This window comes from Telluria sp. ZB4P34 (genome assembly GCF_059686055.1).
Window position 1 is genome coordinate 208085 of the sequence record NZ_JCASIF010000004.1, and the last position, 25416, is coordinate 233500.

Annotated in this window: 22 protein-coding genes; 13 read left to right on the forward strand and 9 right to left on the reverse strand. The window is 66.2% G+C overall.

Annotated elements, in window-relative coordinates:
- Positions 1-66 precede the first annotated feature (66 nt).
- Positions 67-1929, forward strand: a complete 1863-nt coding sequence (locus AC56KL_RS09955) for a glycosyl hydrolase family 18 protein (RefSeq protein ID WP_497179993.1) — start codon at positions 67-69, stop codon at positions 1927-1929.
- Between the two features lie 125 nt (positions 1930-2054).
- On the opposite strand, the gene AC56KL_RS09960 is transcribed toward AC56KL_RS09955, so the two are convergent.
- The 3 genes from AC56KL_RS09960 to AC56KL_RS09970 are packed head-to-tail and all read right to left on the reverse strand — an operon-like array spanning position 2055 to position 4085.
- Positions 2055-2963, reverse strand: a complete 909-nt coding sequence (locus tag AC56KL_RS09960) for an SDR family oxidoreductase (RefSeq protein WP_497179994.1) — start codon at positions 2961-2963, stop codon at positions 2055-2057.
- 34 nt (positions 2964-2997) lie between these two features.
- Positions 2998-3780, reverse strand: coding sequence for an SDR family oxidoreductase (locus AC56KL_RS09965; RefSeq protein ID WP_497179995.1), 783 nt, complete (start codon positions 3778-3780; stop codon positions 2998-3000).
- 2 nt (positions 3781-3782) lie between these two features.
- The gene (locus AC56KL_RS09970) at positions 3783-4085 is read right to left on the reverse strand and encodes a Dabb family protein (RefSeq protein WP_497179996.1); all 303 of its coding nucleotides are present in this window, start codon (positions 4083-4085) and stop codon (positions 3783-3785) included.
- A 299-nt stretch (positions 4086-4384) separates the two neighbouring features.
- On the opposite strand from AC56KL_RS09970, the gene AC56KL_RS09975 reads away from it, so the two are divergent.
- Positions 4385-6085: an MFS transporter gene (locus AC56KL_RS09975; protein ID WP_497179997.1), complete on the forward strand. Its 1701-nt coding sequence runs from the start codon at positions 4385-4387 to the stop codon at positions 6083-6085.
- 106 nt (positions 6086-6191) lie between these two features.
- Here the strand turns inward: AC56KL_RS09975 and AC56KL_RS09980 are convergent, their stop codons facing one another.
- The 4 genes from AC56KL_RS09980 to AC56KL_RS09995 form a co-directional block, all read right to left on the reverse strand.
- Positions 6192-6440 carry a hypothetical protein gene (locus AC56KL_RS09980; protein ID WP_497179998.1) on the reverse strand — a complete coding sequence of 83 codons (249 nt, stop codon included), beginning with the start codon at positions 6438-6440 and terminating at the stop codon, positions 6192-6194.
- Between the two features lie 126 nt (positions 6441-6566).
- Positions 6567-7175 (reverse strand): PH domain-containing protein, encoded by a 609-nt coding sequence (locus AC56KL_RS09985; RefSeq protein WP_497179999.1) that lies wholly within the window; start codon positions 7173-7175, stop codon positions 6567-6569.
- Between the two features lie 149 nt (positions 7176-7324).
- Entirely contained in the window at positions 7325-7873 is a 549-nt protein-coding gene (locus AC56KL_RS09990) for a DUF2939 domain-containing protein (RefSeq protein WP_497180000.1), read from the reverse strand.
- A gap of 95 nt (positions 7874-7968) precedes the next feature.
- On the reverse strand, positions 7969-10056 hold the full coding sequence (locus tag AC56KL_RS09995) for a 3-hydroxyacyl-CoA dehydrogenase NAD-binding domain-containing protein (protein WP_497180001.1): 2088 nt from the start codon (positions 10054-10056) through the stop codon (positions 7969-7971).
- Between the two features lie 143 nt (positions 10057-10199).
- Here AC56KL_RS09995 and AC56KL_RS10000 point away from each other — a divergent pair, with 143 nt between their 5' ends.
- The 3 genes from AC56KL_RS10000 (at position 10200) to AC56KL_RS10010 (ending at position 13463) form a co-directional block, all read left to right on the forward strand.
- Complete coding sequence (locus AC56KL_RS10000; protein ID WP_497180002.1) at positions 10200-10937, forward strand: hypothetical protein; 738 nt, start codon at positions 10200-10202, stop codon at positions 10935-10937.
- A gap of 71 nt (positions 10938-11008) precedes the next feature.
- Positions 11009-11635: an MEDS domain-containing protein gene (locus AC56KL_RS10005; protein ID WP_497180003.1), complete on the forward strand. Its 627-nt coding sequence runs from the start codon at positions 11009-11011 to the stop codon at positions 11633-11635.
- Complete coding sequence (locus AC56KL_RS10010) at positions 11613-13463, forward strand: putative bifunctional diguanylate cyclase/phosphodiesterase (protein ID WP_497180004.1); 1851 nt, start codon at positions 11613-11615, stop codon at positions 13461-13463. Before AC56KL_RS10005 ends, AC56KL_RS10010 begins: the two co-directional genes overlap by 23 nt.
- 28 nt (positions 13464-13491) lie before the next feature.
- Here the strand turns inward: AC56KL_RS10010 and AC56KL_RS10015 are convergent, their stop codons facing one another.
- Positions 13492-15174, reverse strand: a complete 1683-nt coding sequence (locus AC56KL_RS10015; RefSeq protein WP_497180005.1) for a 3-(methylthio)propionyl-CoA ligase — start codon at positions 15172-15174, stop codon at positions 13492-13494.
- A gap of 194 nt (positions 15175-15368) precedes the next feature.
- On the opposite strand from AC56KL_RS10015, the gene AC56KL_RS10020 reads away from it, so the two are divergent.
- The 8 genes from AC56KL_RS10020 to AC56KL_RS10055 all read left to right on the forward strand — a co-directional run bounded on the left by AC56KL_RS10020 (position 15369) and on the right by AC56KL_RS10055 (position 21123).
- Positions 15369-16883: a protein adenylyltransferase SelO gene (locus AC56KL_RS10020; RefSeq protein WP_497180006.1), complete on the forward strand. Its 1515-nt coding sequence runs from the start codon at positions 15369-15371 to the stop codon at positions 16881-16883.
- 63 nt (positions 16884-16946) lie between these two features.
- On the forward strand, positions 16947-17342 hold the full coding sequence (gene msrB / locus AC56KL_RS10025) for a peptide-methionine (R)-S-oxide reductase MsrB (protein ID WP_497180007.1): 396 nt from the start codon (positions 16947-16949) through the stop codon (positions 17340-17342).
- Between the two features lie 28 nt (positions 17343-17370).
- A complete protein-coding gene (locus tag AC56KL_RS10030) occupies positions 17371-18012 on the forward strand; it encodes a septation protein A (RefSeq protein WP_497180145.1) in 642 nt (213 codons plus the stop codon).
- On the forward strand, positions 18002-18280 hold the full coding sequence (locus AC56KL_RS10035) for a BolA family protein (RefSeq protein WP_497180008.1): 279 nt from the start codon (positions 18002-18004) through the stop codon (positions 18278-18280). The genes AC56KL_RS10030 and AC56KL_RS10035 overlap by 11 nt, the downstream gene beginning before the upstream one ends.
- Positions 18281-18416: 136 nt before the next feature.
- On the forward strand, positions 18417-19196 hold the full coding sequence (locus tag AC56KL_RS10040) for a peptidylprolyl isomerase (protein ID WP_497180009.1): 780 nt from the start codon (positions 18417-18419) through the stop codon (positions 19194-19196).
- Positions 19197-19277: 81 nt separating this feature from the next.
- A complete protein-coding gene (locus tag AC56KL_RS10045) occupies positions 19278-20069 on the forward strand; it encodes a peptidylprolyl isomerase (protein WP_497180010.1) in 792 nt (263 codons plus the stop codon).
- A 203-nt stretch (positions 20070-20272) separates the two neighbouring features.
- Positions 20273-20728, forward strand: a complete 456-nt coding sequence (locus AC56KL_RS10050) for a hypothetical protein (RefSeq protein ID WP_497180011.1) — start codon at positions 20273-20275, stop codon at positions 20726-20728.
- Positions 20729-20874: 146 nt separating this feature from the next.
- A complete protein-coding gene (locus AC56KL_RS10055) occupies positions 20875-21123 on the forward strand; it encodes a hypothetical protein (RefSeq protein ID WP_497180012.1) in 249 nt (82 codons plus the stop codon).
- 60 nt (positions 21124-21183) lie between these two features.
- Here AC56KL_RS10055 and purL read toward each other — a convergent pair whose 3' ends face one another.
- Positions 21184-25233 (reverse strand): phosphoribosylformylglycinamidine synthase, encoded by a 4050-nt coding sequence (purL, locus tag AC56KL_RS10060; protein WP_497180013.1) that lies wholly within the window; start codon positions 25231-25233, stop codon positions 21184-21186.
- Positions 25234-25416 lie beyond the last annotated feature (183 nt).

Sequence of the window (25416 nt, forward strand, 5' to 3'; positions counted from 1 at the left end):
CGACATATTTACACCCCAGCGGGATGTTACATTGTTTCCACATGGCAACCATATGAGGAAAAAAAGATGAAAACAACATTGAAACGCCTGGCGGTACTCTCGCTGCTGGCCGCCGCCGCAAGCACCCCCTGGGCGGCATACGCCGCTGAGCCGGGCATGCCGCCCGCCCCCGCCAGCAAATGGGTGACCGGCTACTACGGCGCCTACTTCTGGGACAATGGCGACTACCAGGCCCCCGAGCACGTCGACATGACCGCGATGACACACTTCGTGTTTGCCCGCATCGGCCCGGGCGGCGCCAAGACCGGCCTGCCGGGCGAGATCGTGCTCGGCGCCGGCACCGCCCACGAGCGCCGCGACCTGGGTCCGGGCGCGGCCTGGGACAAGTCGGTCGAGGAATACCTGATCATGCGCGCCAAACAGGTGGGCACCAAGGCCCTGATCATGCTGGGCGGAGAAGGCGACAACGCCGGCTTCATCGCCTCGTCGCAGCCGGACGTGCGCCCGACCTTCGTGAAGAACCTGGTCGACTACATGGTCGCCAAGGGCTACGACGGCGTCGACGTCGACTGGGAAGGCATTCCCGACAAGGCCGTCGAGGAACAGGCCCTGCTGGAAGCCCTGATCGCCGACATCCGCAAGGAAGCGAACGGGCGTCCGGAATACCAGGACACGCCGGTCATCATCACCTTCCCGGCCGGCATGCTGAACACCAACATCGACAAGGTGAGCGAGCACCACAAGCGCGTGGCCAGGCTGGTCGACCAGTACAACTTCATGAGCTACGGTATGGGCTGGTTCGGCCAGGGCTGGACCTCAACCACCTTCGCACCCCTGACTGGCCACAAGGGCTCGCGCCCGATGTCGATCGCCAGCACCATCCAGATGTACGAAGACGCCGGCATCCCGCGTTCGAAACTGGGCATGGGCCTGGGCTTCTACGGCATGAACTACGCGCCGCCGCACGCCGGTCCGAACGAAGAGACCGACGGCGACCTGAGCAAGTGGTCGGTGCTCGACGTGCGCTGGAACTACGCGCAGCTGCACAAGCACGGCTACCTGGACAACGGCATCTATGCCTGGGATGCCGACACCCGGACCAGCTACCGCACCTACCCTGGCGGCTATACCCCGGCCACCCGAACCGACTGGGCCACCGGCTACCTGAGCTACGAGGAACCTGCCACCATCGCCGAGAAAGGCGCCTGGGCGCACTCGACCCGCGCGGGCGAAGGCGCGGCCGGCACCATCATCTGGCTGGTGAACTACGGCACCACGAACGGTGTCAACAACCCGCTGCTGACGGCCACCAAGAAGGCATTCCTCGACCCGAACGCGGTTGAGCCGGGCCCCTACCCGAACCCGCTGCCGCCGGCGCCGGTCCCGCTAGTCGCGGTCACGTTCGACAAGCCGAACGACTGGGGCAGTGGCTGGTGCGGCACCATGAAGATCAAGAACGTGGGCACTGTTGCCGGCTGGTTCGTGGCCGAGACCGACTTCCCGGACACCGTCACCTCGCTCTGGAACGGCACCTACACGCTCGAGAACAAGAAGCTGGTCGTGAAGGGCATGAACTGGAACAAGATGCTGCGTCCGGGCGACTCGACCGAGATCGGCCTGTGCGCGACCCGTCCGGCCAAGCCGGTGGAACCGCCGCCGCAATTGCCTGAAGGCGCGCTCAGCGCGAAGCTGATCATCACCGGCGACTGGGGCAGCGGCTACTGCGCCAAGGTGACGGTGACCAACACCAGCGCCGTGAAAGCGCTGCGCTGGTCGGTGAAACTGCCGGTGCAGGGTACCCCGAGCGGACTGTGGAACGGCAAGTACACGCTCGAGAACGGCATCATGACCCTGTCGGGCGCGGACTGGAATCCGGACCTGGCGCCGGGGGCGACCAACAGCGATCCGGGCTTCTGCGCGAGCCGGTAACGCAAGCATCGGCTGTAGCTGCAAGAGGTCGTAGGCGCCACTGGCGCCTGCGGCCCTCCGCGCAGACGGGAGCCCAATCGAGCACCTGCTATCGCACCGCCTGCGAAATCGGGTTCCCGCCAGGACTACTTACGCCCCCTGATCGCCGCCTTCAGCAGCTCCTTCACCTGCGGCGTCGCCGCATACGGATCCGCCGGTCCATCCCCCTGCACGATCGCCTCGAAGCGTTCCGCCGCAGCCTGCAAGGCCTGCGGATGCGAATACAGGTAGAACTGCCCCCGCGCGATCCCGTCGAAGGTCAGGTTCGCCACATCCTGCGCCGTCACCTTGCCCGTAGCCACGGCTTTTTCGGTGAGCATCTGCGCCGCCACCTGGCTCGCCGTGACCGCTTCGCCGCTCTCGAGCTCTTCCGGCCGGTTGCGATGCGACTGGTGGATGGCGGTCGGGACGAAGTAGGGACACAGCACCGACACCCCGATCGGCGCGCCGACCAGCTGCAGGTCGTGGTGCAGGGTTTCGGTGAGCGCGACCACGGCATGCTTCGAGACGTTGTACACGCCCATCGCGGGCGGCGTCAGCAGGCCGGCCATCGAGGCCGTGTTGACGACATGGCCCTCGTAGGCGCTGTCGCGCGCCGCGCATTCGAGCATGGCGCGGGTGAAGATGCGCACCCCGTGGATCACGCCCCAGAGGTTGACGCCCAGTACCCACTCCCAATCCTGCTCGGAGTTTTCCCAGATCAGGCCCCCTGAACCGACGCCTGCATTGTTGAATACCAGGTGGATCGCTCCGAAGCGCGCCATTGCCGAGTCGGCCAGCTCCTGCACGTGTGCGGCCTTGCTGACATCGCACACCATGGCCAGCACCTCCACGCCCTGCCCGAGCAGCTCCTCGGCGGCGTGTTCCAGCGCCTTCGGCTGGACGTCGGCCAGCACCAGCTTCATGCCCAGGCTTGCCGCCTTGCCGGCGAACTCGCGCCCCAGGCCGCTGGCGGCGCCGGTGATGACGGCAACCCTGCCGCGAAATTCCTTCATGTTCCTTCTCCCCTCGCCCGTCAGGACGCTGCAATCAAACGCTCGACACGCCGCCGTCGACGGCCAGCGTCTGCCCTGTGATGTGCTTGCCGGCATCGGAAGCGAACAGCACGACCGCGCCCTTCAGGTCTTCGTCGTCGCCGAGGCGCATCAAGGGCGCGTCCTTGGCCAGGTTCTCGGCGCCGAAGGCGGCCAGCACGCCCTTGGTCATCTTCGACGGGAAGAAACCCGGGGCGATCGAATTCACCGTAATACCATAGCGGCCCCATTCGCCGGCCAGCGCACGCGTGAAATTCACCACCGCGCCCTTGGAGGTGTTGTAGGCGATGGTCTGCATCGTGCCCGGCGGGTTGCCGGCCAGGCCGGCGATCGACGAAATACTGATGATACGCCCGTAGCGGCGCGGGATCATGGACAGCTTGCCGACCGCCTGGGTGACCAGGAAGATGCTGCGCACGTTCAGGTCCATCACCTTGTCCCAGGCTTCCAGCGGATAGTCTTCCGCCGGAGCGCCCCAGCTGGCGCCGGCATTGTTGACCAGGATGTCGATGTGGCCGAGCCGGGCGATGGCTTCCTGCACGAAGGCCTGGACCTGGGCTTCGTCGGACAGGTCGGCGGCGATGCTGGAGGCGTCGATGCCGCGCCCCGCCAGGTGGGCGACGGCGGCGTCGAGCTCGTCCTGCTTGCGGGCCGAGACGAGCACGCGCGCGCCCTGCTCGCCGAGGGCTTCGGCCATCTGCAGGCCGAGGCCGCGGGAGCCGCCCGTGACGATCGCGGTCTTGCCCTTCAATGAAAAGAGTTCCTGGGTAGTGCGCATGATCAGACCTCGTAATCCATGCACTGCCTGCCTTCCCTGACGGCCCCGATGAAGGGCACCACCGCCTTGTGGGTCGGGTGCTCGATGTAGGCCTGCAGTGCAGCCCTGTCGGCAAACTCGGAGTACAGCACCACGTCGTAGGTCGCTTCCAGGCCCGGCTGGGCCAGCATCACCTCGAAGGCCAGCTGGCCCGGCACAATGCGGGCGCACTCGTCCAGCCGGCGCTTCATCTCGCGCGCATTGCCGAGCTTGTCGGCGCCTTCGGCTTCGTCCTTGAGCTTCCACATCACGATATGTTTGATCATCCCATTCCCTTATAGTCGAACCCGAACTGGCCCGGCCTGCTGCCGGCGGGCCGCTCCAGCATAGCATCATTAGTACGGTCGTTCGTAAATAAATCGGCAAGTCATATTGCGCATCGCAGCATACGATTCTCCAGAGTGTAAACACAGGAAGGTGGAGCGGCCGCCAGCTTGGCTGTGCTCATCTGTAAGCTGTGCGTCAGTTTGGAGAAAGCCTCGTGTGAGGAAACCGGCACACACTCCGCGACAGCTGACAAACAATCAGCATTTCCGGTGACACTAAATACTATACGGAGACACACATGGCAATCACACCCGGCACGACCGCCGGAGGGAAAGCTGCACCTTCCTCCGGCGGACTCACCAAGGAAGAACGGAAAGTCATCCTGGCTTCCTCGCTCGGCACGGTGTTCGAGTGGTACGACTTCTACCTGTACGGCACGCTCGCCGCCATCATCGCCAAGCAGTTCTTCGTCGGCGACCCCACCACCACCTTCATCTTCGCCCTGATGGCTTTCGCGGCCGGTTTCATCGTCCGTCCCTTCGGCGCGCTCGTGTTCGGCCGGCTGGGCGACATGATCGGCCGCAAGTACACCTTCCTGGTGACCATCCTGATCATGGGCGCCTCGACCTTCCTGGTGGGCCTGCTGCCGAGCTATGCGTCGATTGGCATCGCAGCGCCGATCATCCTGGTCACGCTGCGCATCCTGCAGGGCCTGGCCCTCGGCGGCGAATATGGCGGCGCCGCCACCTACGTGGCCGAGCATGCCCCGGAAGGCAAGCGCGGCTACTTTACCGCCTACATCCAGACCACGGCGACCCTCGGCCTGTTCCTGTCACTGCTGGTGATCCTGGGCGTGCGTACCGCCATCGGCGAAGAAGAGTTCCAGGCCTGGGGCTGGCGCATTCCCTTCCTGATCTCGGTTGTGCTGCTGGGCATTTCGGTCTGGATCCGGCTGGCCATGAACGAGTCGCCGGCATTTGCGAAAATGAAAGCCGAGGGCAAGACCTCGAAGGCGCCGCTGACCGAGTCCTTCCTGAAGGCCAAGAATGCCAAGATCGTCTTCCTGGCGCTGGTGGGCCTGACGATGGGCCAGGCTGTGGTCTGGTACACGGGCCAGTTCTACGCCCTGTTCTTCCTCCAGCAGACCCTCAAGATCGACGGCCCCACCGCGACCGTCCTGACCGCGATCGCGCTGGCCCTGGCCACCCCGTTCTTCATCTTCTTCGGCATCCTGTCGGACAGGATCGGCCGCAAGTGGATCATCCTCGGCGGCTGCCTGATCGCGGCGGCAACCTACTTCCCGATCTTCAAGGCCATCACCCACTACGGCAACCCGGCCCTCGAGCGTGCGATCCAGACCTCGCCGGTGGTGGTCGTCGCCGATCCGGAAACCTGCCATTTCCAGGTGGACCCGACCGGAACCAAACCCTTCCCGTCCTCCTGCGACATCGCGACCCGCATGCTGACCGGCGCCTCGGTGAGTTACACCATCCAGGATGCGCCTGCCGGCACCGTTGCGGCGATCAAGGTCGGCGACACCACCTACCAGTCCTTCAACGCGGCCCTCACGCCGGATGGCCTGAACTTCGACGCGGCATCGAAAGCCCAGCAGGACGCGCTCAAGAAACAGGTGACGGGTGCGCTCAAGACGGCGGGTTATCCGGAGAAGGCCGACCCGGAGGCGATCAACAAGCCGATGGTGGTGCTGCTGCTGTTCATCCTGGTGATCTACGTGACCATGGTGTACGGGCCGATCGCAGCCATGCTGGTGGAGATGTTCCCGACCCGTATCCGGTATACCTCGATGTCGCTGCCTTACCACATCGGCAACGGCTGGTTCGGCGGCATGTTGCCGACCATCTCGTTCGCCCTGGTGGCCTTCAAGGGCGACATCTACTACGGCCTGTGGTATCCGATCATCATCGCGCTGATCACGGTGGTCATCGGTGGCCTGTTCGTCAAGGAGACCAAGGACAACCAGATCTACGCGGACGACTGAGCGCCGCCGTCCCATGAAAAATGCCGCTGGGGTCGGTTCAGACCCAGCGGCATTGTCTTCTCGCCGGCGCCGTGCAGCCGGGCCCGCGCAAGCCCGCCAGCGCAGGTCAGCGACTGAGCGGATCGAGCAGCTTGCTGCCGGGCGCGACGAGCAGCACAATCAGCCAGGTAATGAATTCCAGGCATTTCCAGATGCCGCCGAAGCAGAGGAAGTGGACGATCCACTGCGCCAGGTTATCCGGGGAGCCGATGCCGGCGAAATCCAGCAGCATCAGGCTCAGCAGCGCGCTTGAAGCACTCAGGATACCCACCACCCACACATTGCGGCCAAGATTCGTCGACACCAGTTTGCTCATGCACGCCCTCCCTGTTCGAAATGCATTCGATACTAGCATTCGCGGCGGGGGAACAGATTCACCTATTGTCACCAGCGCCGGCCGCCGTCCAGTGTCAGCCGGGAACCGGACCGTCCGGCGCGGTCTTCAGTTATGGATGTACCTGGAGAATACGTCGCTGAAATCGCGCTTGGTGTGGGTGTCGAACATGGCCGCGTTCAGCGCCGACAGCATGGCGTCGAACTGGCCGACCAGGCCGCCTTCACCCGGGGCGAGATTGAGCTTGTGGACGGAAGCGATCGCGTCCAGGGTGCGCAGCGCATTCTCGCGCGCGGCGGCGTCGCGCACCTGCTGCTTGCCGATGGAGATCAAGGCCTTGTAGATGTCCTTGACCTGCTCGATGAAGCTTTTCTTGACGTCGATCGAGAACGGCGTGCCGTCGATGCTGAACTTGAGCTCGACATCCATGTCCAGCGTGCCGGCCGTTTCGATGCTGACCTTGGCGACCGGGTGCGAGGCATAGTCGTAGCGTTTGATCGAACGCTTCGACGACACCGCCGAGTCGCCGTCCACATGGATCAGCGCCAGGTTGGTGAAGCAGTACTCGTCCTTCTTGCTCTTGATGAGAAAGAAGATCTGCTCGCCGTCTTCGCTGAACAGGTAATCGTCCGCATCGACCTTGCTGTAGTCCGCAGGCCCGACGATGACGCCGATATCGCTGATGCCCAGTGCTTCCGCCGCCAGTTTCTTGAACATGATCGCCCTCGTGTGATGAAAGGAATCACATTACCATTTTTTGGCGGCGGCAATGATCCATTGCGGGTAGATGGACGGTTTTTTTGAATGGCGCAGGCAGATGGCAGGTCCATCTCCGGTGAGCATGCGATGCCGGGCGTCAGGCGCAACTATGCTTCCGGCAATTCGACCGCGACGAGCTTCCAGCGCCACAGGCCGCTTCGGTCGAGCACGAAGCGCACGCCGCCCCCGTCCGCCCGCTCCACGACCACCTGCTTCCAGCTGCGGTACGACAGATCGTAGTCCGGCTTCTCGCGGGGCGCATTGGACGCAGGCGGCGGCGGGCCGTCGCGGCCGGGCTGGAAGCGGATGTCGCCCGCATCGAGCATGGCCGCCACGCCGGCCGGCGACACGGCCGCATCGACCACCGGATCGAGCACGGCCAGCGCCATCGTCCGGCCGAAGGCCGCAAACGGGTTCCCGCGCGCATGCGCAGTTTCCCCGTCAGCGCCGAGCCGGCGCATGACTTGCAGCCTGACGCTCTCGCGCAGCCTCGGGAAGTCGACGTACTGCGCCAGCGCCGCGGTATCGCGCGCCTCGACGGCGGCGTGCATGCGCGACAGCTGCCAGTACGGGCTGGCATACGCGGAAAGGACAAGGGCTGCGCCGATGGTCCCGGCGATCTTCGCGGCGACCATCGCCGCCGTGCTTGTCTTCATGGTGATTGGCATGTGCTTGAACGAGGCCCAGTATAGGCAGGACGGGACGGCCGGCGCGCGCGCATGCGCGGCGCCGGGCCACGGCCGCGCTATCCTCAGCCGTTGAAGCCCTTGCCTTCGGCCGCGCGCCGCTCCAGAAGCGGCGCCGGCGTCCAGGCTTCGCCATGGCGGCCGCGCGCAAAGCCGCGGATGGCCTCGAGCACGGACGGCAGGCCGACGCTGTCCGCGTAGAACATCGGGCCGCCGCGGTGCAGCGGGAAGCCGTAGCCGCTGAGGTAGACCATGTCGATGTCCGAGGCGCGCAGCGCGATGCCTTCTTCCAGGATCTTCGCCCCCTCGTTCACCAGCGCGTACACGAGGCGCTCGACGATCTCGGCGTCGCCGATCTGGCGGCGCGCCAGGCCGATGTCCTGCGAATGCCGCACGATCATGTCGTCGACCAGCTGGGAGGGGGTGGCCTTGCGCTCGCCCGGCTGGTAGTCGTACCAGCCGGCGCCGGTCTTCTGGCCGAAGCGGCCGGCCTCGCACAGCAGGTCGGCCGTCTTCGAATAGGCGATCTGCGGCGACTCGACGGCGCGGCGCTTGCGGATGGTCCAGCCGATGTCGTTGCCGGCCAGGTCGCTCATGCGGAAGGGACCCATCGCGAAGCCAAAGCGCTCCATCGCGCCGTCCACCTGTTCCGGCAGCGCGCCTTCCTCGAGCAGGAAGAAGGCCTGGCGCAGGTACTGTTCCAGCATGCGGTTACCGATGAAGCCGTCGCACACGCCGGAAACCACGCCCGTCTTCCTGATCTTCTTCGACAGCGCCAGCGCGGTGGCCAGCACGTCCTTGCCGGTCGCGCGACCGCGTACGATCTCAAGCAGCTTCATCACGTTGGCCGGGCTGAAGAAATGCAGGCCGATCACGTCCTGCGGGCGCGAGGTGAACGCCGCGATGCGGTCCAGGTCCAGGGTCGAGGTGTTCGAGGCCAGAATCGCGCCCGGCTTCATGACTCCGTCGAGCTGGCGGAACACCGCTTCCTTCACCTCCATGTCTTCGAACACGGCTTCGATCACGATATCGGCGCCCGCGATCTCGGCATATGACAGCGTGCCCGTGACCAGGGCGATGCAGGCCTCCGCCTTGTCCTGCGCGAGCTTGCCCTTCCTCACCGTGTTCTCGTAATTCTTGCGGATCGTGGCCAGGCCCTTGTCGAGCGCTTCCTGCTTCGTCTCGAGGACCGTCACCGGGATGCCCGCATTGGCGAAGTTCATCGCGATGCCGCCGCCCATGGTGCCCGCCCCGATCACGGCCGCGCGCCCGATCGCGCGTACCGGGGTATCGGCCGGTACGTCGGGCACCTTGCCGGCCGCGCGCTCGGCCATGAAGGCATGGCGCAGCGCCTTCGATTCCGGCGTCCCCATCAGGTGCAGGAAGCGCTCGCGCTCGAATGCCAGGCCTTCCTCGAAGGGCTTGCCCACCGACGCGGCCACGGTCTCGACGCACGCGAGCGGCGCCGGGAAGGGGCCGGCCGTCGCCTTGACCGATTCGCGCGCCGCGGCGATGAACGCTTCCGGGTCCGGATGGTCGACCGCGCGCTCGCGCACCTTGGGCAGCGGACGGAGCGCCGCCAATTTTTCCGCGAAAGCGACGGCCGCCGCCACCAGGTCGGTCCCGGCCGGGAACACTTCGTCGAACAGCGCGGTGCCGGCCAGCTTTTCCGACGCCACCGGCGTGCCCGACACCACCATGTTCAGGGCCATCTCCAGGCCCAGCACGCGCGGCAGGCGCTGGGTGCCGCCGGCGCCCGGCAGCAGGCCAAGCTTGACTTCCGGCAGCGCGATCTGGGCGCCCGGCAGGGCGACGCGGTAGTTGCAGCCCAGCGCCAGCTCCAGCCCGCCGCCCATACAGACGCTGTGGATCGCGGCCACCACCGGCTTGCTGCAGTTTTCCACCACACGGATCAAGGTGTGCAGGGTCGGCTCGGTAAGCGCCTTCGGCGAATTGAATTCGCGGATGTCGGCCCCGCCCGAGAACGCCTTGCCGGCGCCGGTGAGGACGATGGCCTGGACGGCATCGTCGCCCTCCGCGCGCTGGATGGCCTCGACGGCGGCGCTGCGCGTGGCCAGGCCGAGGCCGTTCACCGGCGGATTGTTCAGGGTGACGACGGCAACGCTGCCATGGACGGTGTAATCGGCGCTCATGCTGGTTCCTTCTCCTTGTAAGTGACCGGTGGCCCGGCCTGGCACATTTCTTAACTATACCTCAACTAAAAGAACGTTCGTCTTATTTCTGGAGCCCAAGGATATGCCAGAATAGCGCCCTCACAGAACCACACCGCACGCACATGGACAAACTGACCGCACAGCTGACGCGCCTCTACCTGATGCCGGAGTCGGCCAGCCCCGACGAACTGGCCGACCACTTCAGTGGCGCCCGTACCCTGTCGGTGCCGCTGGCCTCCCGCGACGGCCTGGCGCGCGCCATCGTGATCGATTTCCCGCACCGGCGCGACGCCGGGCCGGAACAGCACTGGACCGACCTGTGCGCCGTAGCCAACCGGCTGCAGGAGAGCTTCGGCTTCCCGGCGCCGGCGGTGAGCATCACCGGCGCGAGCGGCTACCTGCTGTGGCTGTCGCTGCGGGATCCGGTGCCGGTCGGCGACACGCGGCGCTTCCTGGCGATGCTGCGCACCGCCCATTTCCCGGAACAGGAGCTGGCCGCACTGGACGCCGTCGCGCCGCCGCCCTTCCTCAACCCGGCATCCGGCCAATGGGCCGCCTTCATCCACCCCGGCATGGGCGCCTCGTTCGCCGAGGAAGCGGGCCTGGAGATGGCCCCGCCCGCCGCCGCCCAGCTGGCTTTCCTGGAAGGGCTCGACAGCATCGGCAAGGCGCAGTTCTTCGATGCGCTGGTGTCGATGAAGCAGGCCGACGCCCAGCCGCCGGCTCCCCCGGCCCTGTCGGCAGCGCCGTCAAGCGAGGGCTTGCTGCTCAAGGATGCGACGCTGGAAGACATCGTGCGCCACCTGCATGCGCTGGGCATCGAGCCCAGCTTCCGCCACGTCCTGCCTGGGCGCAGCTAGGGCCAGGCAAGCGAACGGCCCCGAGCGGCGCGGCGGTGTATCCTGTACTGACGGGTCGCTGGAGCAGCCGCATGAACGAAGAACGACGCCACGTATGCCTCGGATTCACGGATGAGCGCTACCCCGAGGGGACGCACATCTGCTATCTCTACAACGACGACGAGGAACGCCGCCGCATCCTGCCCCTCTTCGCGCGCCACGCGCTGCTCGAGCGCGAACGCTTCGACTATGCCGCCGACGTCGACGACCCCGCCGGGTTCGCGGCCGTCATGGCGCAGCTCGACCTGGTCCAGGCGTCGCGCGGCGTGGCCGGCGACGTCCACATGGCAACGACGCGGGAAGTGTATTTCCCCGAGGGCCGCTTCGATCCGGACGCCATGCTGGCCCGGCTGCGGGCGAAGCATGCGCAGTGTGCCGCCGCCGGCCATGCCGGCACCCGCTTCGCCGGCGAAATGAGCTGGGCCCTGAGGGGCATCCCGGGGGCGGACCGGATCATCGAGTGCGAATCGCGCATCAACGACCTGGTCAGGGAGGCGCCGATGACGATCATGTGCCAGTACGACCTGCGCCAGTTCGACGGCGCCACGATGTTCGACGTCATGAGCGTGCATCCGGTCATGATCGTGGGCGGCCATATCCTGCGCAATCCCTTCTACCGGCATTCCCCGGTGGGGCATGGACACCCACCCGCAGGCTGATGCCGGCGAGCCCAGCGCCGCTGTGCTCGGGCGCCTGCTGGTCATCCAGCAGGCCATCGACGCCTTGCCCGACGATCAACGGCTTGCCGCTTTCGTGCGGCGCGCGCTGGGCGGCGTGCCGGGCATCGCCGACGTCCACGTCCATCTCGAGGGGCGCACCACCCCTCCCACCGACGCCATCGCGGCGCTGCTCGCGCGCTGCAAGGGCGGCGCCGGTGCGCCCACGCGCAATTTCCAGCGCAGCATCGGGCGGGACGGACAATGCTTTCCCATCCAGACCCCCGAGCAGCACTTCGGCTGCCTGGTGGTGCAGGTATCGGACGAGCACGCCCTGCGGCCCTACCGTGACTTCCTCAGCAATATCTCCAGCACGATCAGCCGGGTGCTCGCTACCCGGCTGTACCAGGCACGCCTCACCCAGCTCAACGAGGAGCTGCGCCGCTCGCACGACGAGCTCGAGCAGCGGGTCGCAGAGCGCACGCGCGAGCTCGAGTACCGGGCCACCCACGACCTGCTCACCGGATTGGCCAACCGTCCTCTGCTGCTCGACCGCCTGCATGCGGCCATCACCCATGCCCGGCGCGACGGCAGCCTGCTGGTGGTGGCCTACCTCGACCTGGACAGCTTCAGCTTCATGAACACGGGCCTGGGCAATGCCTGCGGCGACGCGTTCCTGGTCGAGACCGCGCACAGGCTGTGCCGTGTCGTGCCGGACTGCGACGCCGTTGCGCGCATCGGTTCCGACGAGTTCGTGGTCCTGCTCGCGGGACTCGACAGCGTCGAGCGCAGCGGTCCCGCCCTGCACGAGATGCTGGCCGCCTTGCGCAGCCCGCTGCTGCTGGACGGGAAGGACGTCGTGGTCACCGGCAGCATCGGCGCCAGCGTGTTTCCATCCGACGGTGAAGATCCGGAGCTGCTGCTGCGTCGCGCGAACTCGGCCATGCATCGGGCCAAGCGCTCGGGCAAGGACAGCATCCAGTTCTATGCCAGTGCGCGCGACGCCGAGGTGGCCGGACGCATGGCGCTGGAAGCCGAGCTGCGCGAAGCCATCCGGACCGGCCAGCTGGTGGTGCATTACCAGCCCAAGCTCAACCTGCACGACGGCGCCTGGCGCGGCGCGGAGGCGCTGGTGCGCTGGCAGCACCCGGCCCGCGGCCTCTTGATGCCGGGCGCCTTCATCCCGCTGGCCGAAGAATCATCCCTGATAGTGGCGCTGGGCGAATACGTGCTGGCCGAGGCTTGCGCACAGGCCGTGCGCTGGCACGCAGCCGGCCTGACAGGGAAATCGGTGGCGGTGAATGTCGCCGCCCGCCAGCTGCGCGACCGGCGCATCGTCGAGGTCGTGGCCGGCGTACTGCATGACACCGGGCTGCATCCCAGCTGCCTCGAGCTCGAGATCACGGAAAGCTCGATCATGCACGACCTGGAGCATGCCTCCAGCCTGATGCGCGAGCTGAAGGGCCTGGGCGTATCGATCTCGATCGACGACTTCGGCACCGGGTACTCGAGCCTGAGCGCGCTGCGCAATTTTCCGGTCAACAAACTGAAGATCGACCGCTCCTTCGTGCACGACATCGAAACCGACCAGAGCGCCGCAGCGGTGGCGCTGGCCGTGATCTCCTTCGCCAGGACACTCGGCTTGCGGGTGAATGCCGAAGGCGTCGAAACGGCCGGCCAGGCGCGCTTTCTCAAGCACCACGGCTGCGACGAGATCCAGGGCTACCTGCTCGCCCGGCCGCTCCCGTCGGCCGAACTCGAGACCCTGTACCGGCGCGGCGATCCGCCTGCATGGGGCGAGGACGGCGCACGCGCGGTGTCCGCGCGCTAGGCTCTCCGCTGCCGCTGCCGCCGAGGATTCAGGCGGTCGGCAGGCGGTGATCGAAATAGATGTCGCGCAGCTTGTTCTTCTGCACCTTGCCGGTGCCGCCCATCGGCAGCGCCTCGGCGAACACGACGTCGTCCGGGATCCACCATTTGGCCACCTTGCCTTCGAAGAAGCCCAGCAGCTCCTCGCGCGAGACCTCGGCGCCGGGGCGCTTGACCACCACCAGCAGGGGGCGCTCGGCCCACTTGGGGTGCGCCACGCCGATGCAGGCCGCCTGCAGCACGCCCGGGTGCGCCATGGCGATGTTTTCCAGGTCGATCGACCCGATCCATTCGCCGCCCGACTTGATCACGTCCTTGCTGCGGTCCGTGATCGCGAGATAGCCGTCCGGGTCGATCGTGGCCACGTCGCCAGTCGGGAACCAGCCGTCCTGCAAGACGTCGCCGCCCTCGCCGCGGAAGTAGCCGGACACCACCCACGGCCCCTTCACCAAGAGGTGGCCGAAGGTGGCGCCGTCCCACGGCAGCTCGCTGCCGTCATCGTCCACGATCTTCATGTCGACGCCGTAGATCGCATGGCCCTGCTTGCGCAGCACGGCGCGCTGCGCCGCGTCGGGCAAGGAACGGTGCTTGCCCAGCAGCGTGCAGGCGGTGCCGAGCGGAGACATCTCGGTCATGCCCCAGGCATGCACGACCTGCACGCCCGGCCGGTCGATCAGGGTGTCCATCATCGCCGGCGGGCAGGCCGAGCCGCCGATCACGGTGCGCCGGAAGCTGGAGAAGCGCAGCCCGTTCTCCATCACGTAGTTGACCAGGCCCAGCCACACGGTCGGCACCCCGGCCGAGAAGCTCACGCCTTCGCTCTCGAACAGTTCGTACAGCGACTTGCCGTCCAGGGCAGGCCCGGGGAACACCATCTTGGCGCCCGACAGCGGTACCGAATACGGCAGGCCCCAGGCGTTCACATGGAACATCGGCACCACCGGCAGCACCGTGTCGGCGCTGGACACGTTCAGGGCGTTCGGGATGGCCGACGCATAGGCGTGCAGCACGGTCGAGCGGTGCGAGTAGAGCGCGCCCTTGGGGTTGCCGGTGGTGCCCGAGGTGTAGCACAGGCTGGCCGCCGCGCGTTCGTCGAACTGCGGCCATTGGTAGTCGCCGGACGCGGAGGCGACCAGGTCCTCGTAGCACAGCAGCATCGGAATGTTCGTCTCGCGCGGCATGCGCTCGCGCTCGCACATGGCCACATAGCCCTTGATGGTCTTGCAGTGACGCGCCATCGCCTCGATCGCGGGGAGGAAAGTGAGGTCGAAGAACAGGTACTGGCCTTCGGCATGGTTGATGATGTAGGCGATCTGTTCCGGGTGCAGGCGCGGGTTGATCGTATGCAGCACCGCGCCCGAGCCCGACACGGCGTAGTACAGCTCCATGTGGCGGTAGCCGTTCCAGGCCAGCGTGGCGACCCGGTCGCCCATTCGTACACCGAGGCCCTGCAGCGCCTGGGCCAGGCGGCGGGCGCGCGCCTCGCAGTCGCGGTAGGTATAGCGGTGGATGTCCCCCTCGACCCGGCGCGAGACGATCTCGCCGGAACCGTAGTGGCGCGCGGCAAAACCGAGGATGCTCGACACCAGCAGCGGCTGGTCTATCATCTGGCCCATCAGGGGGCTGCCCGGGAAGGCGGCAGTTGCGGCGAAGGTAGCGGATGGGGCGGTCATGGCAACTCCATGGACAAATTGGTAACTGATGGTCGAGTGTCAACCGGCACGTTCAGTTACGTCAACGCAATTCGATGACGCGGCGCAGCAAGCACATCCCGGTCCAGATGCGGGGCGCACAGGGCCGGCGCCGCAGCCGTGCGCCGATGGATTCGGCCCGGTACGGTAGAATCCTGCCAATGCCGCATACATAAATGTTCCGCACGCATGGGCGTGCGGTCCAGACGACCGAAGGAGCTGCCATCACTGCCGACGAACTCCCCTTCAGCAATTCCTTCGCCGAATTGCCGCCGGCTTTCCATACCCGGCTGATGCCGACGCCCCTGCCGTCGCCGTATTTCATTGGCGCGAGCGCGCCTGCCGCTGCCTTGGTCGGCCTCGATCCGGCCACGCTGGCGCAGGAGGATTTCGTCGCCGTCTTCACCGGCAACAAGGTGGCGGTCCGTTCGCAGCCCCTGTCGGCCGTGTATTCCGGCCACCAGTTCGGTGTCTGGGCCGGCCAGCTGGGCGACGGGCGTGCGATCCTGCTCGGTGAGCTGCCGGGCCCGGACGGTGCGATGGAACTGCAGCTCAAGGGCGCCGGCCTGACGCCCTACTCGCGCATGGGCGACGGCCGTGCCGTGCTGCGCTCGTCGATCCGCGAGTTCCTGTGCTCCGAAGCGATGGCCGCGCTCGGCATCCCGACCACCCGCGCCCTGATGCTGACCGGGTCGCACCAGCGGGTCATGCGCGAGTCCGTCGAGACCGCCGCCGTGGTGACCCGCATGGCGCCGAGCTTCGTGCGTTTCGGCTCCTTCGAGCACTGGCACTACCGCAATAAGCAGGACGAGCTGCGGCTGCTGGCCGACTACGTCATCAAGGGCTGGTACCCGGAATTCCTCGGTGCGGCCAATCCCTACAAGGAGCTGCTGGCCGAGGTCACGCGCCGCACGGCGCGCATGGTCGCCCACTGGCAGGCGGTCGGCTTCATGCATGGCGTGATGAACACCGACAATATGTCGATCCTCGGCCTGACGCTCGACTACGGCCCGTTCGGCTTCATGGAAGCGTTTGACGCCAAGCATATCTGCAACCACACCGACCAGGGCGGCCGCTATTCGTATGCGAACCAGGTGCAGGTGGGACACTGGAACTGCTATGCCCTCGGCAACGCCCTGCTGCCGCTGATCGGCACGCCCGAGGATGCCGAGGAAGCCCTCGACACCTACCGCCCCGCATTTGGCGCAAAGCTCGACGAGCTGCTGCATGCCAAGCTGGGGCTGTTCGACGCGCGCGACGAGGACAGCGCCCTGTTCGACGCCATGTTCGGGCTGCTGCAGGCGAACCACGCCGACTTCACGCAGTTCTTCCGCCGCCTGGGCGACCTGCAGCTGGTGGGCGGCCTCGAGGAGGATGCGCCGCTGCGCGACCTGTTCATCGACCGCGACGCCTTCGATGCCTGGGCGCTGCAATACCGGGCGCGCCTGCGCGCCGAGAACAGCAGCGACGCGCAGCGCCGCACCGCGATGAACCGGGTCAATCCGAAGTACGTGCTGCGCAACTACCTGGCCCAGACCGCGATCGAACAGGCGCAGAACGGCGACTACGGCGGCGTGCACCAGCTGCTGGCCGTGCTGGAGCGTCCCTTCGACGAGCAGCCGGAAAACGAAGCCTACGCGGCCCTGCCGCCGGACTGGGCGGCCCACCTCGAGGTGAGCTGCTCGTCCTGAGCTGCGGTTCCAGCCGACCGTTTTCCATTGATACACGTTTCAAGAAAGCCAAGCGAGAACGACATGACAGAAAAAGTGACCCGGAGCGACGCCGAATGGCGCACCCAGCTCGACCCGATGGAGTACCAGGTGACCCGCCATGCCGCCACCGAGCGCGCCTTCACCGGCAAGTACTGGGACCACCACGAACATGGGATCTACCACTGCGTCTGCTGCGACACCCCGCTGTTCGAGTCGGACGCCAAGTTCGATTCCGGCTGCGGCTGGCCGAGCTACTTCCGCGCGCTCGACCCTGACAATGTCATCGAGAAGGTCGACCGGACCCATGGCATGCTGCGCACCGAGATCATCTGCGCCGTGTGCGACGCCCACCTCGGCCACGTGTTCCCGGACGGTCCGCCGCCGACCGGCCTGCGCTACTGCATCAATTCGGCGTCCATGCGCTTCGAACCGGCCTGAGCCCGGGAACCGACAAGGGGAATCAATGATCAAGTTTTTGTTCGACATGCTGCCGGTAATCCTGTTCTTCGGCATCTACAAGTATGGCGAAAACAATCAGGACTGGGCCCACGGCCTCGTCACCGACTACCTGGGCTTCCTGATTTCGGGCGGCGCCGTACCGGCCTCGCAGTCGCCGATCCTGCTGGCGACCGCGGTCACGATCCTGGCCACGGTGCTGCAGATCGTCTACCTGCTGGCGCGCCGCCGCAAGGTGGACGGCATACTGTGGCTGTCGCTGGGCGTGGTGGTGGTGGCCGGCGGCGCCACGATCTACTTCCACGACGACACCTTCATCAAGTGGAAGCCGACCATCCTGTACTGGGCCTTTGGCCTCGCCCTGCTGCTGGCGCACCTCCTTTACCGCAAGAACCTGATGCGCTCGGCGCTGGGCGCGGCCATGAACCTGCCGGAGCCGGTGTGGACGCGGGTGCTGTATGCATGGATCGCCTTCTTCATCGGGCTGGGCCTGCTGAACCTCCTGATGGCATTCGTGGTCTTCCGCGCCGACACCGGCGCCTGGGTCAGCTTCAAGCTGTTCGGCATCACCGGCATCCTGTTCGCCTTCATCATCATCCAGTCGCTATTCCTTTCCAAACATATTCAGGAGGACGCCCATAATGGAAGCTGACCGTACCGAACGCCTGCGCGAGCGCCTGCAGGCCGAACTGGCCCCCACCGTGCTGGAGATCACCGACGACTCCCACCTGCATGCCGGCCATGCCGGCGCCGCTTCCGGCGGGAGCCATTACAGCGTGAAAATCGTGTCCGACAAGTTCCAGGGCCTGGCGCTGGTCATGCGCCATCGTCTTGTGTATGATGCCGTTCACGAAATGATCAACAAGGCTGAAATCCACGCGCTGGCCATCACGGCCCTCGCACCGACGGAGCAGCGCTGAGGTCGAGCCGGCTTCGGTCGGCTTCAGTCAGCTTTAAGAATAGTGGCAGACAATATGTAACGCGAAGTACCAGAACCTGAAGTACAAGAACACATCAAATCTCGTCCAAAGCACATCTTCCCCAGGAATCCCAGAAATGACTTTTAAGCCAGCACGCCTGCTGTTAGCGCTGATCGCCGTCGCCGCGGCCCCGGCGTTTGCCCAGAACCTCGCCGTGGTCAACGGCAAAGCCATCCCGACCTCGCGTGTCGAGGACGCCGTCAAGCAGGTCGTCGCCGCCGGCCAGGGTCAGGATTCGCAGCAGCTGCGCGCAGCGATCAAGGAAGAAATGATTGCCCGTGAAGTCCTGATGCAGGAAGCCCTCAAGCAGGGTTACGACAAGAAGCCGGAAGTGCGCGCGGCGCTCGACAACGCCCGCCAGTCCATCGTCGTCAACCAGCTTGCCCGCGACTACATCACCAAGAACCCGGTGAGCGACGCCGAGATCAAGGCCGAGTACGACCGCTTCAAGGCCCGCACCGGCGATAAGGAATATCACGTGCGCCACATCCTGCTGGAAACCGAAGCGGAAGCCAAGGCCGTGATCGCCAAGATCAAGGGCGGCGCCAGGTTCGAAGAGCTGGCCAAGCAGTCGAAGGATACCGGCACCGCCTCCACCGGCGGCGACCTGGACTGGGCCAGCCCGTCCGCGTTCCCACCGGAATTCGCCGCCGGCTTCACCGGCCTGCAGAAAGGCGCCGTCACCGAAAACCCGGTGAAGACCGCCAACGGCTTCCACGTCATCAAGCTGGACGACACCCGCGCGGCCAAGCTGCCGTCGCTGGAAGAACTCAAGCCGCAGATCACCGATGCCCTGGCCCAGAAAAAGCTGACCGAGTACCGCGACCAAATGGTCAAAAAGGCAAAGGTGCAGTAAGATGTACTACCGCCGGTGCCGAGCGGCACCGGTTCTTGCCGCCCGCGGCGAACTTTTTCGTGTTTAGATAGGACCTTAACAATGATTTTGAAGCCAGCCCGCCTGTCCTTGGCACTCAGCTTGGCCACGGCCGCGATGGTTGCCGCACCTGCATTCGCGCAGAACGTCGCCACCGTCAACGGCAAGCCCATCCCGGCGGCAAAGGTTGACCAGATGGTCAAGCAACTGGTGGCCCAGGGCCGCGCCACCGATTCGCAGCAACTGCGCGAAGCGATCAAGAAAGACCTGGTCGGCCGCGAAGTCCTGATCCAGGAAGCCGACAAGGCAGGCATCGGCGCGCGCGCCGACGTCAAGGCCGCGATCGACAACGCCCGCCAGAGCATCATCATCAACGCGATGCTGGCCGACTACGTCAAGAAGAACCCGATCAAGGATGCCGAGATCAAGGCCGAATACGACCGCTACAAGGCAACCGTGGGCGACAAGGAATACAACGCCCGCCACATCCTGGTCCCGACCGAAGACGAAGCCAAGTCGATCATCACCAAGCTGAAGGGCGGCGCCAAGTTCGAAGACCTGGCCAAGCAGCACTCGAAGGACGGCTCGGCGGCCAACGGCGGCGACCTGGACTGGGCAAGTCCGGCCAACTACGTGCCGGAATTCTCGAAGGCCATGACCGCCCTGCAAAAAGGCGCCATCACCGACACCCCGGTCAAGAGCCAGTTCGGCTTCCACGTCATCAAGCTGGAAGACGTGCGCCAGGCCAAGATCCCGACCCTGGACGAAGTCAAGCAGCAGGTCGCGGAATCGCTGCAGCAGCGCCAGCTGGCGCAGTATCGCGAAAGCCTGGTCAAGAAGGCCAAGATCCAGTAAGCACCGTCTTGCGAAACAAGAAAGCGCTCCCGCGGGAGCGCTTTTTTATTGCTCATGGCATTCCTGGCAACGGCTTATGTGCAGCATCCACCCCCCCCCTGCGCTTTCGGACCTCTCCTACGCCGGCAGGGAATGTGCGCCTATGCAGTCTCCCGACCAGTTGACTAAGATCCTGATCAAGGAAACCACAACAGGAGGCGACCATGAACACGAAACCAGGCAGCAAACGTGGACCAGCACCCGACGGCGGCCGCAAGGGCCCGGGCGGCGACAGCGCCCTGCCCGGCGCTGCCGGTGGGCCGGCAGGCGGCGGCACCCCTGGCGTGGACCAGTCGGCCGAGCCTGTGTGGCGTTACGAGGTGCCGCCCCCCGGCAGCGGGGCGGGGGCGCAACAGTCGAATGCCGGACACTACACGCCGAATGCGGCGGGCCATGGCGGCGGGATCGTGGACGCGCCGGCCGAGAGCAATGTCAACGCACCCGGCCGCCCCTCGAGCGGCGCCGGCAGTGCAAGCGAGCCGGCCGGCGGCACCATCGGCGGCATCGAGGCGAGCAAGCAAGCGCAGGAATCGGGCGGTCCGTCCGGCGCCGATCTCGACGCCTCCGCCGGCACGGCGGACGGCAACCTGAGCGGTTCCGCAGGTACGGATCGTTCCTGACCCGGCAACGTGGAACGGGTGCTTTCCGGAGCGCCCGTTCCACGTGCCTGCACCCTCTCCTACGCACGCCTGCGCGCGCGTCCTATCGAGCGCCGCGCCCAGGCGGTTACCATCTCTCCAGAGTAAGACATTCACAGGAGGACAGCATGAGCAAGGATCAGGCGAAAAGCGCCAGCCAGGACACCGGTGGAAGCCAGGACCGGGACGCCCCCAAGGGCGGCGGAGCCGGGACCCAGGGCGGGAAGGCTCCGGGCGCCGGTGGCGGATCCCCCGACATGGCGGGAGACGAAGCCGGTCAGCCGGGAAACGGAGGGCAGGACGCGGCTGGCGCCGGCGGCGGCCAGCCCGCACCGGTCGGCAACGGCACGCCCGACGACCCCGTCTGGGCCACCTGATTCCGGCGCCCCATGAAAAAAGCGCCTCCGAGAAGGCGCTTTTCGTCGTGGCTCAACCGCCTAGCCGACCCACTTGCGCGCATTGCGGAACATGCGCATCCATGGCGACTCGTCCGGCCAGTCGGCAGGGGCCCACGAATGCACGGCGGTGCGGAACACGCGCTCGGCGTGCGGCATCATCGCGGTGAAGCGGCCGTCCTCGGTGGTGACGGCAGTGAGGCCGCCCGGCGAACCGTTCGGGTTGAACGGATAGGATTCGGTCGCCTGGCCGCGGTTGTCGACGTAGCGCAGCGATTTCACCGCGGCATCGAGGTCGCCGGTCAGGGAGAAGTCGGCAAAGCCTTCGCCGTGCGCGATCGCCAGCGGCGCGTGGGTGCCGGCCATTCCTTCGAAGAAGATCGACGGCGAATCCAGCACCTCGACCATGCCGAAGCGCGCTTCGAACTGCTCCGACTTGTTGCGGGTGAATTTCGGCCACGCATGGGCGCCGGGGATGATCGACTTCAGGTTGCTCAGCATCTGGCAGCCATTGCACACGCCAAGGCCGAAGGTATCCTTGCGCGCGAAGAAGGCAGCGAACTGGTCGAGCAGCTGCGGATTGAACAGGATGGTCTTGGCCCAGCCCTCGCCCGCGCCCAGCACGTCGCCGTAGGAGAAGCCGCCGACGGCGATCACGCCGTGGAAGTCCGCCAGGCTGGCCCGGCCAGCGATCAGGTCGCTCATGTGCACGTCGATGGCGGCAAATCCGGCCTGGTGCATCACCCACGCCGTCTCGATGTGGGAGTTGACGCCCTGTTCGCGCAGGATCGCCACGCGCGGGCGCACGCCCGTCGCGATGAAGGGCGCCGCAACGTCCTCGCGCAGGTCGAACGTGAGCTTGGGCGACAGGCCCGGCTCGCTCTCGTCCAGCAGGCGATCGTATTCCTGGTCGGCGCAGTCCGGATTGTCGCGCAAACGCGCGATGCGCCAGCTGGTTTCGCTCCACAGGCGGTGCAGAACGCTCCGCTTTTCGCTGTAGACCAGCTTGGCGTCGCGGGTGAACTCGATCACGCCGCGGTCGTTCAGCTTGCCGATGATGTGGCTGCAGGCGCCCAGGCCCAGCTCGCGCAGGACCGCCATCACGGCCTGTTTTTCCTCGCTACGCACCTGCAGGACCGCGCCCAGCTCTTCGCTGAACAGTGCGCGCAGGGTCATCTCGTTGCGGCGCTCGCCCACCTGCGTGGTCCAGTTCTTGGCGTCGCCCCAGTCGGAGGCGTGCTCGCCTTCCATCGTGAGGATGTCGAGGTTGACCGACAGGCCGGTGCGGCCGGCGAAGGCCATCTCGCACAGCGTCGCGAACAGGCCGCCGTCCGAACGGTCGTGGTAGGCCAGCAGCTTGCCCTCGTCGTTCAGGCGTTGGACGGCCTTGAAGAATGCCTTCAGGTCTTCCGGCGCGTCGACGTCGGGAGCGCAGTCGCCGATCTGCTGGAACACCTGCGCCAGCGCGGATGCGCCGAGGCGGTTCTTGCCGCGGCCCAGGTCGACCAGCACCAGCGCGGTGTCGCCCAGGTCGGTGCGCAGCTGGGGCGTCAGCGAACGGCGCACGTCGTGGACGGGCGCGAAGCTCGAGACGATCAGCGACACCGGCGAAATCACCGACTTGCCGGCGCCATCCTCGTTCCAGGTGGTGCGCATCGACAGCGAATCCTTGCCGACCGGGATCGACACGCCCAGCGCCGGGCACAGTTCCATGCCGACCGCTTTCACGGTGTCGAACAGCGCGGCGTCCTGGCCCGGCTGGCCGCAGGCCGCCATCCAATTGGCCGACAGCTTGATGTCGGAGATATCCTTGATCGGGGCGGCGGCGATGTTGGTGATCGCCTCGCCCACGGCCATGCGCCCGGATGCGGCGGCGTCGATCACGGCCAGCGGGGTGCGCTCGCCCATCGCCATCGCTTCGCCCAGGAAGCCCTCGTAGGACATGGCGGTGACGGCGCAGTCGGCGACCGGGACCTGCCATGGCCCCACCATCTGGTCGCGCACGGTCATGCCGCCGACAGTGCGGTCGCCGATGGTGATCAGGAAGGACTTGTCGGCCACCGTCGGCAGCAGCAGCACGCGGCGCGCCGCTTCCGCCAGCTCGATGCCGGTGAGGTCGATGGCCGGGAACTCATACTTGACGTGCGCGACGTCGCGCAGCATCTTGGGTGGCTTGCCCAGCAGGACCTCCATCGGCATGTCGACCGGATAGGCATTTTCACCCTCAGCGGCCGCCGGGTCGATCACGCGCAATTGACGCTCTTGGGTGGCGGTACCGACCACCGCATACGGGCAGCGCTCGCGCTCGCACAGCGATGCAAACTTGTCGAGATCCATCGGCGAGATCGCCAGCACGTAGCGCTCCTGCGATTCATTCGACCAGATCTCCTTCGGCGCCATGCCGCTCTCTTCGAGCGGCACCTTGCGCAGGTCGAACAGCGCGCCGCGCTTGGCGTCGTTGACGATTTCCGGGAAGGCGTTCGACAGGCCGCCAGCGCCGACGTCGTGGATCGAGATGATCGGGTTGTCCGCGCCCATCTGCCAGCAGCCGTTGATGACTTCCTGGGCGCGGCGCTCCATCTCCGGGTTGCCGCGTTGGACCGAGTCGAAGTCCAGGTCGGCGGTGTTGGTGCCGGTCGCCATCGAGGACGCGGCCGAGCCGCCCATGCCGATGCGCATGCCCGGGCCGCCCAGCTGGACCAGCAGGCTGCCGACCGGGATCTCGTCCTTGTGGGTATGCTCGGCGGAGATGTTGCCGATGCCGCCGGCGATCATGATCGGCTTGTGGTAGCCGTACACGTTGCCGGCGGCGCCGACGTTCTGTTCGTAGGTACGGAAGTAGCCGCCCAGGACCGGGCGGCCGAACTCGTTGCTGAAGGCGGCGCCGCCGAGCGGGCCGTCGATCATGATTTGCAGCGGCGACGCGATGCGTTCCGGCTTGCCGTACACGCCGTCCACGCGGCCGGCCTGGCCTGCGGTGACGTCGGAGGCGTTCTCCCACGGACGCCGGGCCTCTGGCAGCGCCAGGTTCGACACGGTGAAGCCGGTCAGGCCCGCCTTCGGCTTGGCGCCGCGGCCGGTCGCACCCTCGTCGCGGATCTCGCCGCCGGCGCCGGTGGAGGCGCCCGGGAACGGGGAGATCGCGGTCGGGTGGTTGTGGGTCTCGACCTTCATCAGGATGTGGGTCAGCTCGATGGACGGCGCGTATTCCTGCTTGTCGGCGCCGACCTGGCGCGGGAAGAAGCGCGTCACGCTGGCGCCTTCGATGATCGAAGAGTTGTCGCTGTAGGCGACCACGGTGCCGCGCGGGTTCAGCTGGTGGGTGTTCTTGATCATGCCGAACAGCGACTTGTCCTGCTTGACGCCGTCGATGATCCAGTCGGCATTGAAGATCTTGTGGCGGCAGTGCTCCGAATTCGCCTGCGCGAACATCATCAGCTCGACGTCGGTCGGGTTGCGCTGGGCGCGGGTGAAGGCCTCGTGCAGGTAGTCGATCTCGTCGACCGACATCGCCAGGCCCAGCTCCGTATTGGCGCGCACCAGCGCCTCGCGGCCCTGCTTGACCACGTCCACGGTTTCCAGCGAACGGCCTGCGAGTTCGTCGAACAGGCGCTGCGCTTCGTCGGCGCTGCGCAGCACGGTCTCGGTCATGCGGTCGTGCAGCAGCGCGGCCACGGCCTGCGCTTCCCCCTCGCCCAGCTTTTTAGGAGCGCCGATGCCGGTGCCGAGAATGCCGCCTTTCAGCACCACGGTATAGCCGACGCCGCGCTCGATGCGGTGCACGTGCGCCATGCCGCAGTTGTGCGCGATGTCGGTGGCCTTCGAGGCCCACGGCGAGATCGTGCCCAGGCGCGGGATCACGAAGAATTCCTCGGTCACGCCTTCGTACACCGTTTCTGGTGCAGGCTCGCCATAGGTGAGCATGGCGGTGAGGCGCTCGGTATCGTCAGTACTCAGCGCTGCGCTGCTGTCGATGAAGTGGAAGAAGCGTGCCTGGACTGCCGCGATCGATGGTGCGACGGCTTGGAGTTGCGACAGGAGGCGTTGGCTACGGAAGGCGGACAGGGCGTTGGAACCCGGCAGAATCAACATGGCTGAGAAGTTGGTTGATGCAGCGTCGCTGCTTGGGTGGAAGATAGCCCGTTATTATACAGCGTTGCATTCCTATCAGTGCCGGGCTTGTAGAACGGACATTTCTTGATCCTGCAGGAACTTATCGGTATTGTAAGGGCTACATAATTACAAAAGGTGCGCGGGCACCGCACAGGACGGATG

Coding starts and splice junctions, on each gene's coding strand:
- AC56KL_RS09955 (WP_497179993.1), top strand. CDS start 67: ATGAAAACAACATTGAAACGCCTGGCGGTACTCTCGCTGCTGGCCGCC.
- AC56KL_RS09960 (WP_497179994.1), bottom strand. CDS start 2,963: ATGAAGGAATTTCGCGGCAGGGTTGCCGTCATCACCGGCGCCGCCAGC.
- AC56KL_RS09965 (WP_497179995.1), bottom strand. CDS start 3,780: ATGCGCACTACCCAGGAACTCTTTTCATTGAAGGGCAAGACCGCGATC.
- AC56KL_RS09970 (WP_497179996.1), bottom strand. CDS start 4,085: ATGATCAAACATATCGTGATGTGGAAGCTCAAGGACGAAGCCGAAGGC.
- AC56KL_RS09975 (WP_497179997.1), top strand. CDS start 4,385: ATGGCAATCACACCCGGCACGACCGCCGGAGGGAAAGCTGCACCTTCC.
- AC56KL_RS09980 (WP_497179998.1), bottom strand. CDS start 6,440: ATGAGCAAACTGGTGTCGACGAATCTTGGCCGCAATGTGTGGGTGGTG.
- AC56KL_RS09985 (WP_497179999.1), bottom strand. CDS start 7,175: ATGTTCAAGAAACTGGCGGCGGAAGCACTGGGCATCAGCGATATCGGC.
- AC56KL_RS09990 (WP_497180000.1), bottom strand. CDS start 7,873: ATGAAGACAAGCACGGCGGCGATGGTCGCCGCGAAGATCGCCGGGACC.
- AC56KL_RS09995 (WP_497180001.1), bottom strand. CDS start 10,056: ATGAGCGCCGATTACACCGTCCATGGCAGCGTTGCCGTCGTCACCCTG.
- AC56KL_RS10000 (WP_497180002.1), top strand. CDS start 10,200: ATGGACAAACTGACCGCACAGCTGACGCGCCTCTACCTGATGCCGGAG.
- AC56KL_RS10005 (WP_497180003.1), top strand. CDS start 11,009: ATGAACGAAGAACGACGCCACGTATGCCTCGGATTCACGGATGAGCGC.
- AC56KL_RS10010 (WP_497180004.1), top strand. CDS start 11,613: ATGGACACCCACCCGCAGGCTGATGCCGGCGAGCCCAGCGCCGCTGTG.
- AC56KL_RS10015 (WP_497180005.1), bottom strand. CDS start 15,174: ATGACCGCCCCATCCGCTACCTTCGCCGCAACTGCCGCCTTCCCGGGC.
- AC56KL_RS10020 (WP_497180006.1), top strand. CDS start 15,369: ATGTTCCGCACGCATGGGCGTGCGGTCCAGACGACCGAAGGAGCTGCC.
- msrB (WP_497180007.1), top strand. CDS start 16,947: ATGACAGAAAAAGTGACCCGGAGCGACGCCGAATGGCGCACCCAGCTC.
- AC56KL_RS10035 (WP_497180008.1), top strand. CDS start 18,002: ATGGAAGCTGACCGTACCGAACGCCTGCGCGAGCGCCTGCAGGCCGAA.
- AC56KL_RS10040 (WP_497180009.1), top strand. CDS start 18,417: ATGACTTTTAAGCCAGCACGCCTGCTGTTAGCGCTGATCGCCGTCGCC.
- AC56KL_RS10045 (WP_497180010.1), top strand. CDS start 19,278: ATGATTTTGAAGCCAGCCCGCCTGTCCTTGGCACTCAGCTTGGCCACG.
- AC56KL_RS10050 (WP_497180011.1), top strand. CDS start 20,273: ATGAACACGAAACCAGGCAGCAAACGTGGACCAGCACCCGACGGCGGC.
- AC56KL_RS10055 (WP_497180012.1), top strand. CDS start 20,875: ATGAGCAAGGATCAGGCGAAAAGCGCCAGCCAGGACACCGGTGGAAGC.
- purL (WP_497180013.1), bottom strand. CDS start 25,233: ATGTTGATTCTGCCGGGTTCCAACGCCCTGTCCGCCTTCCGTAGCCAA.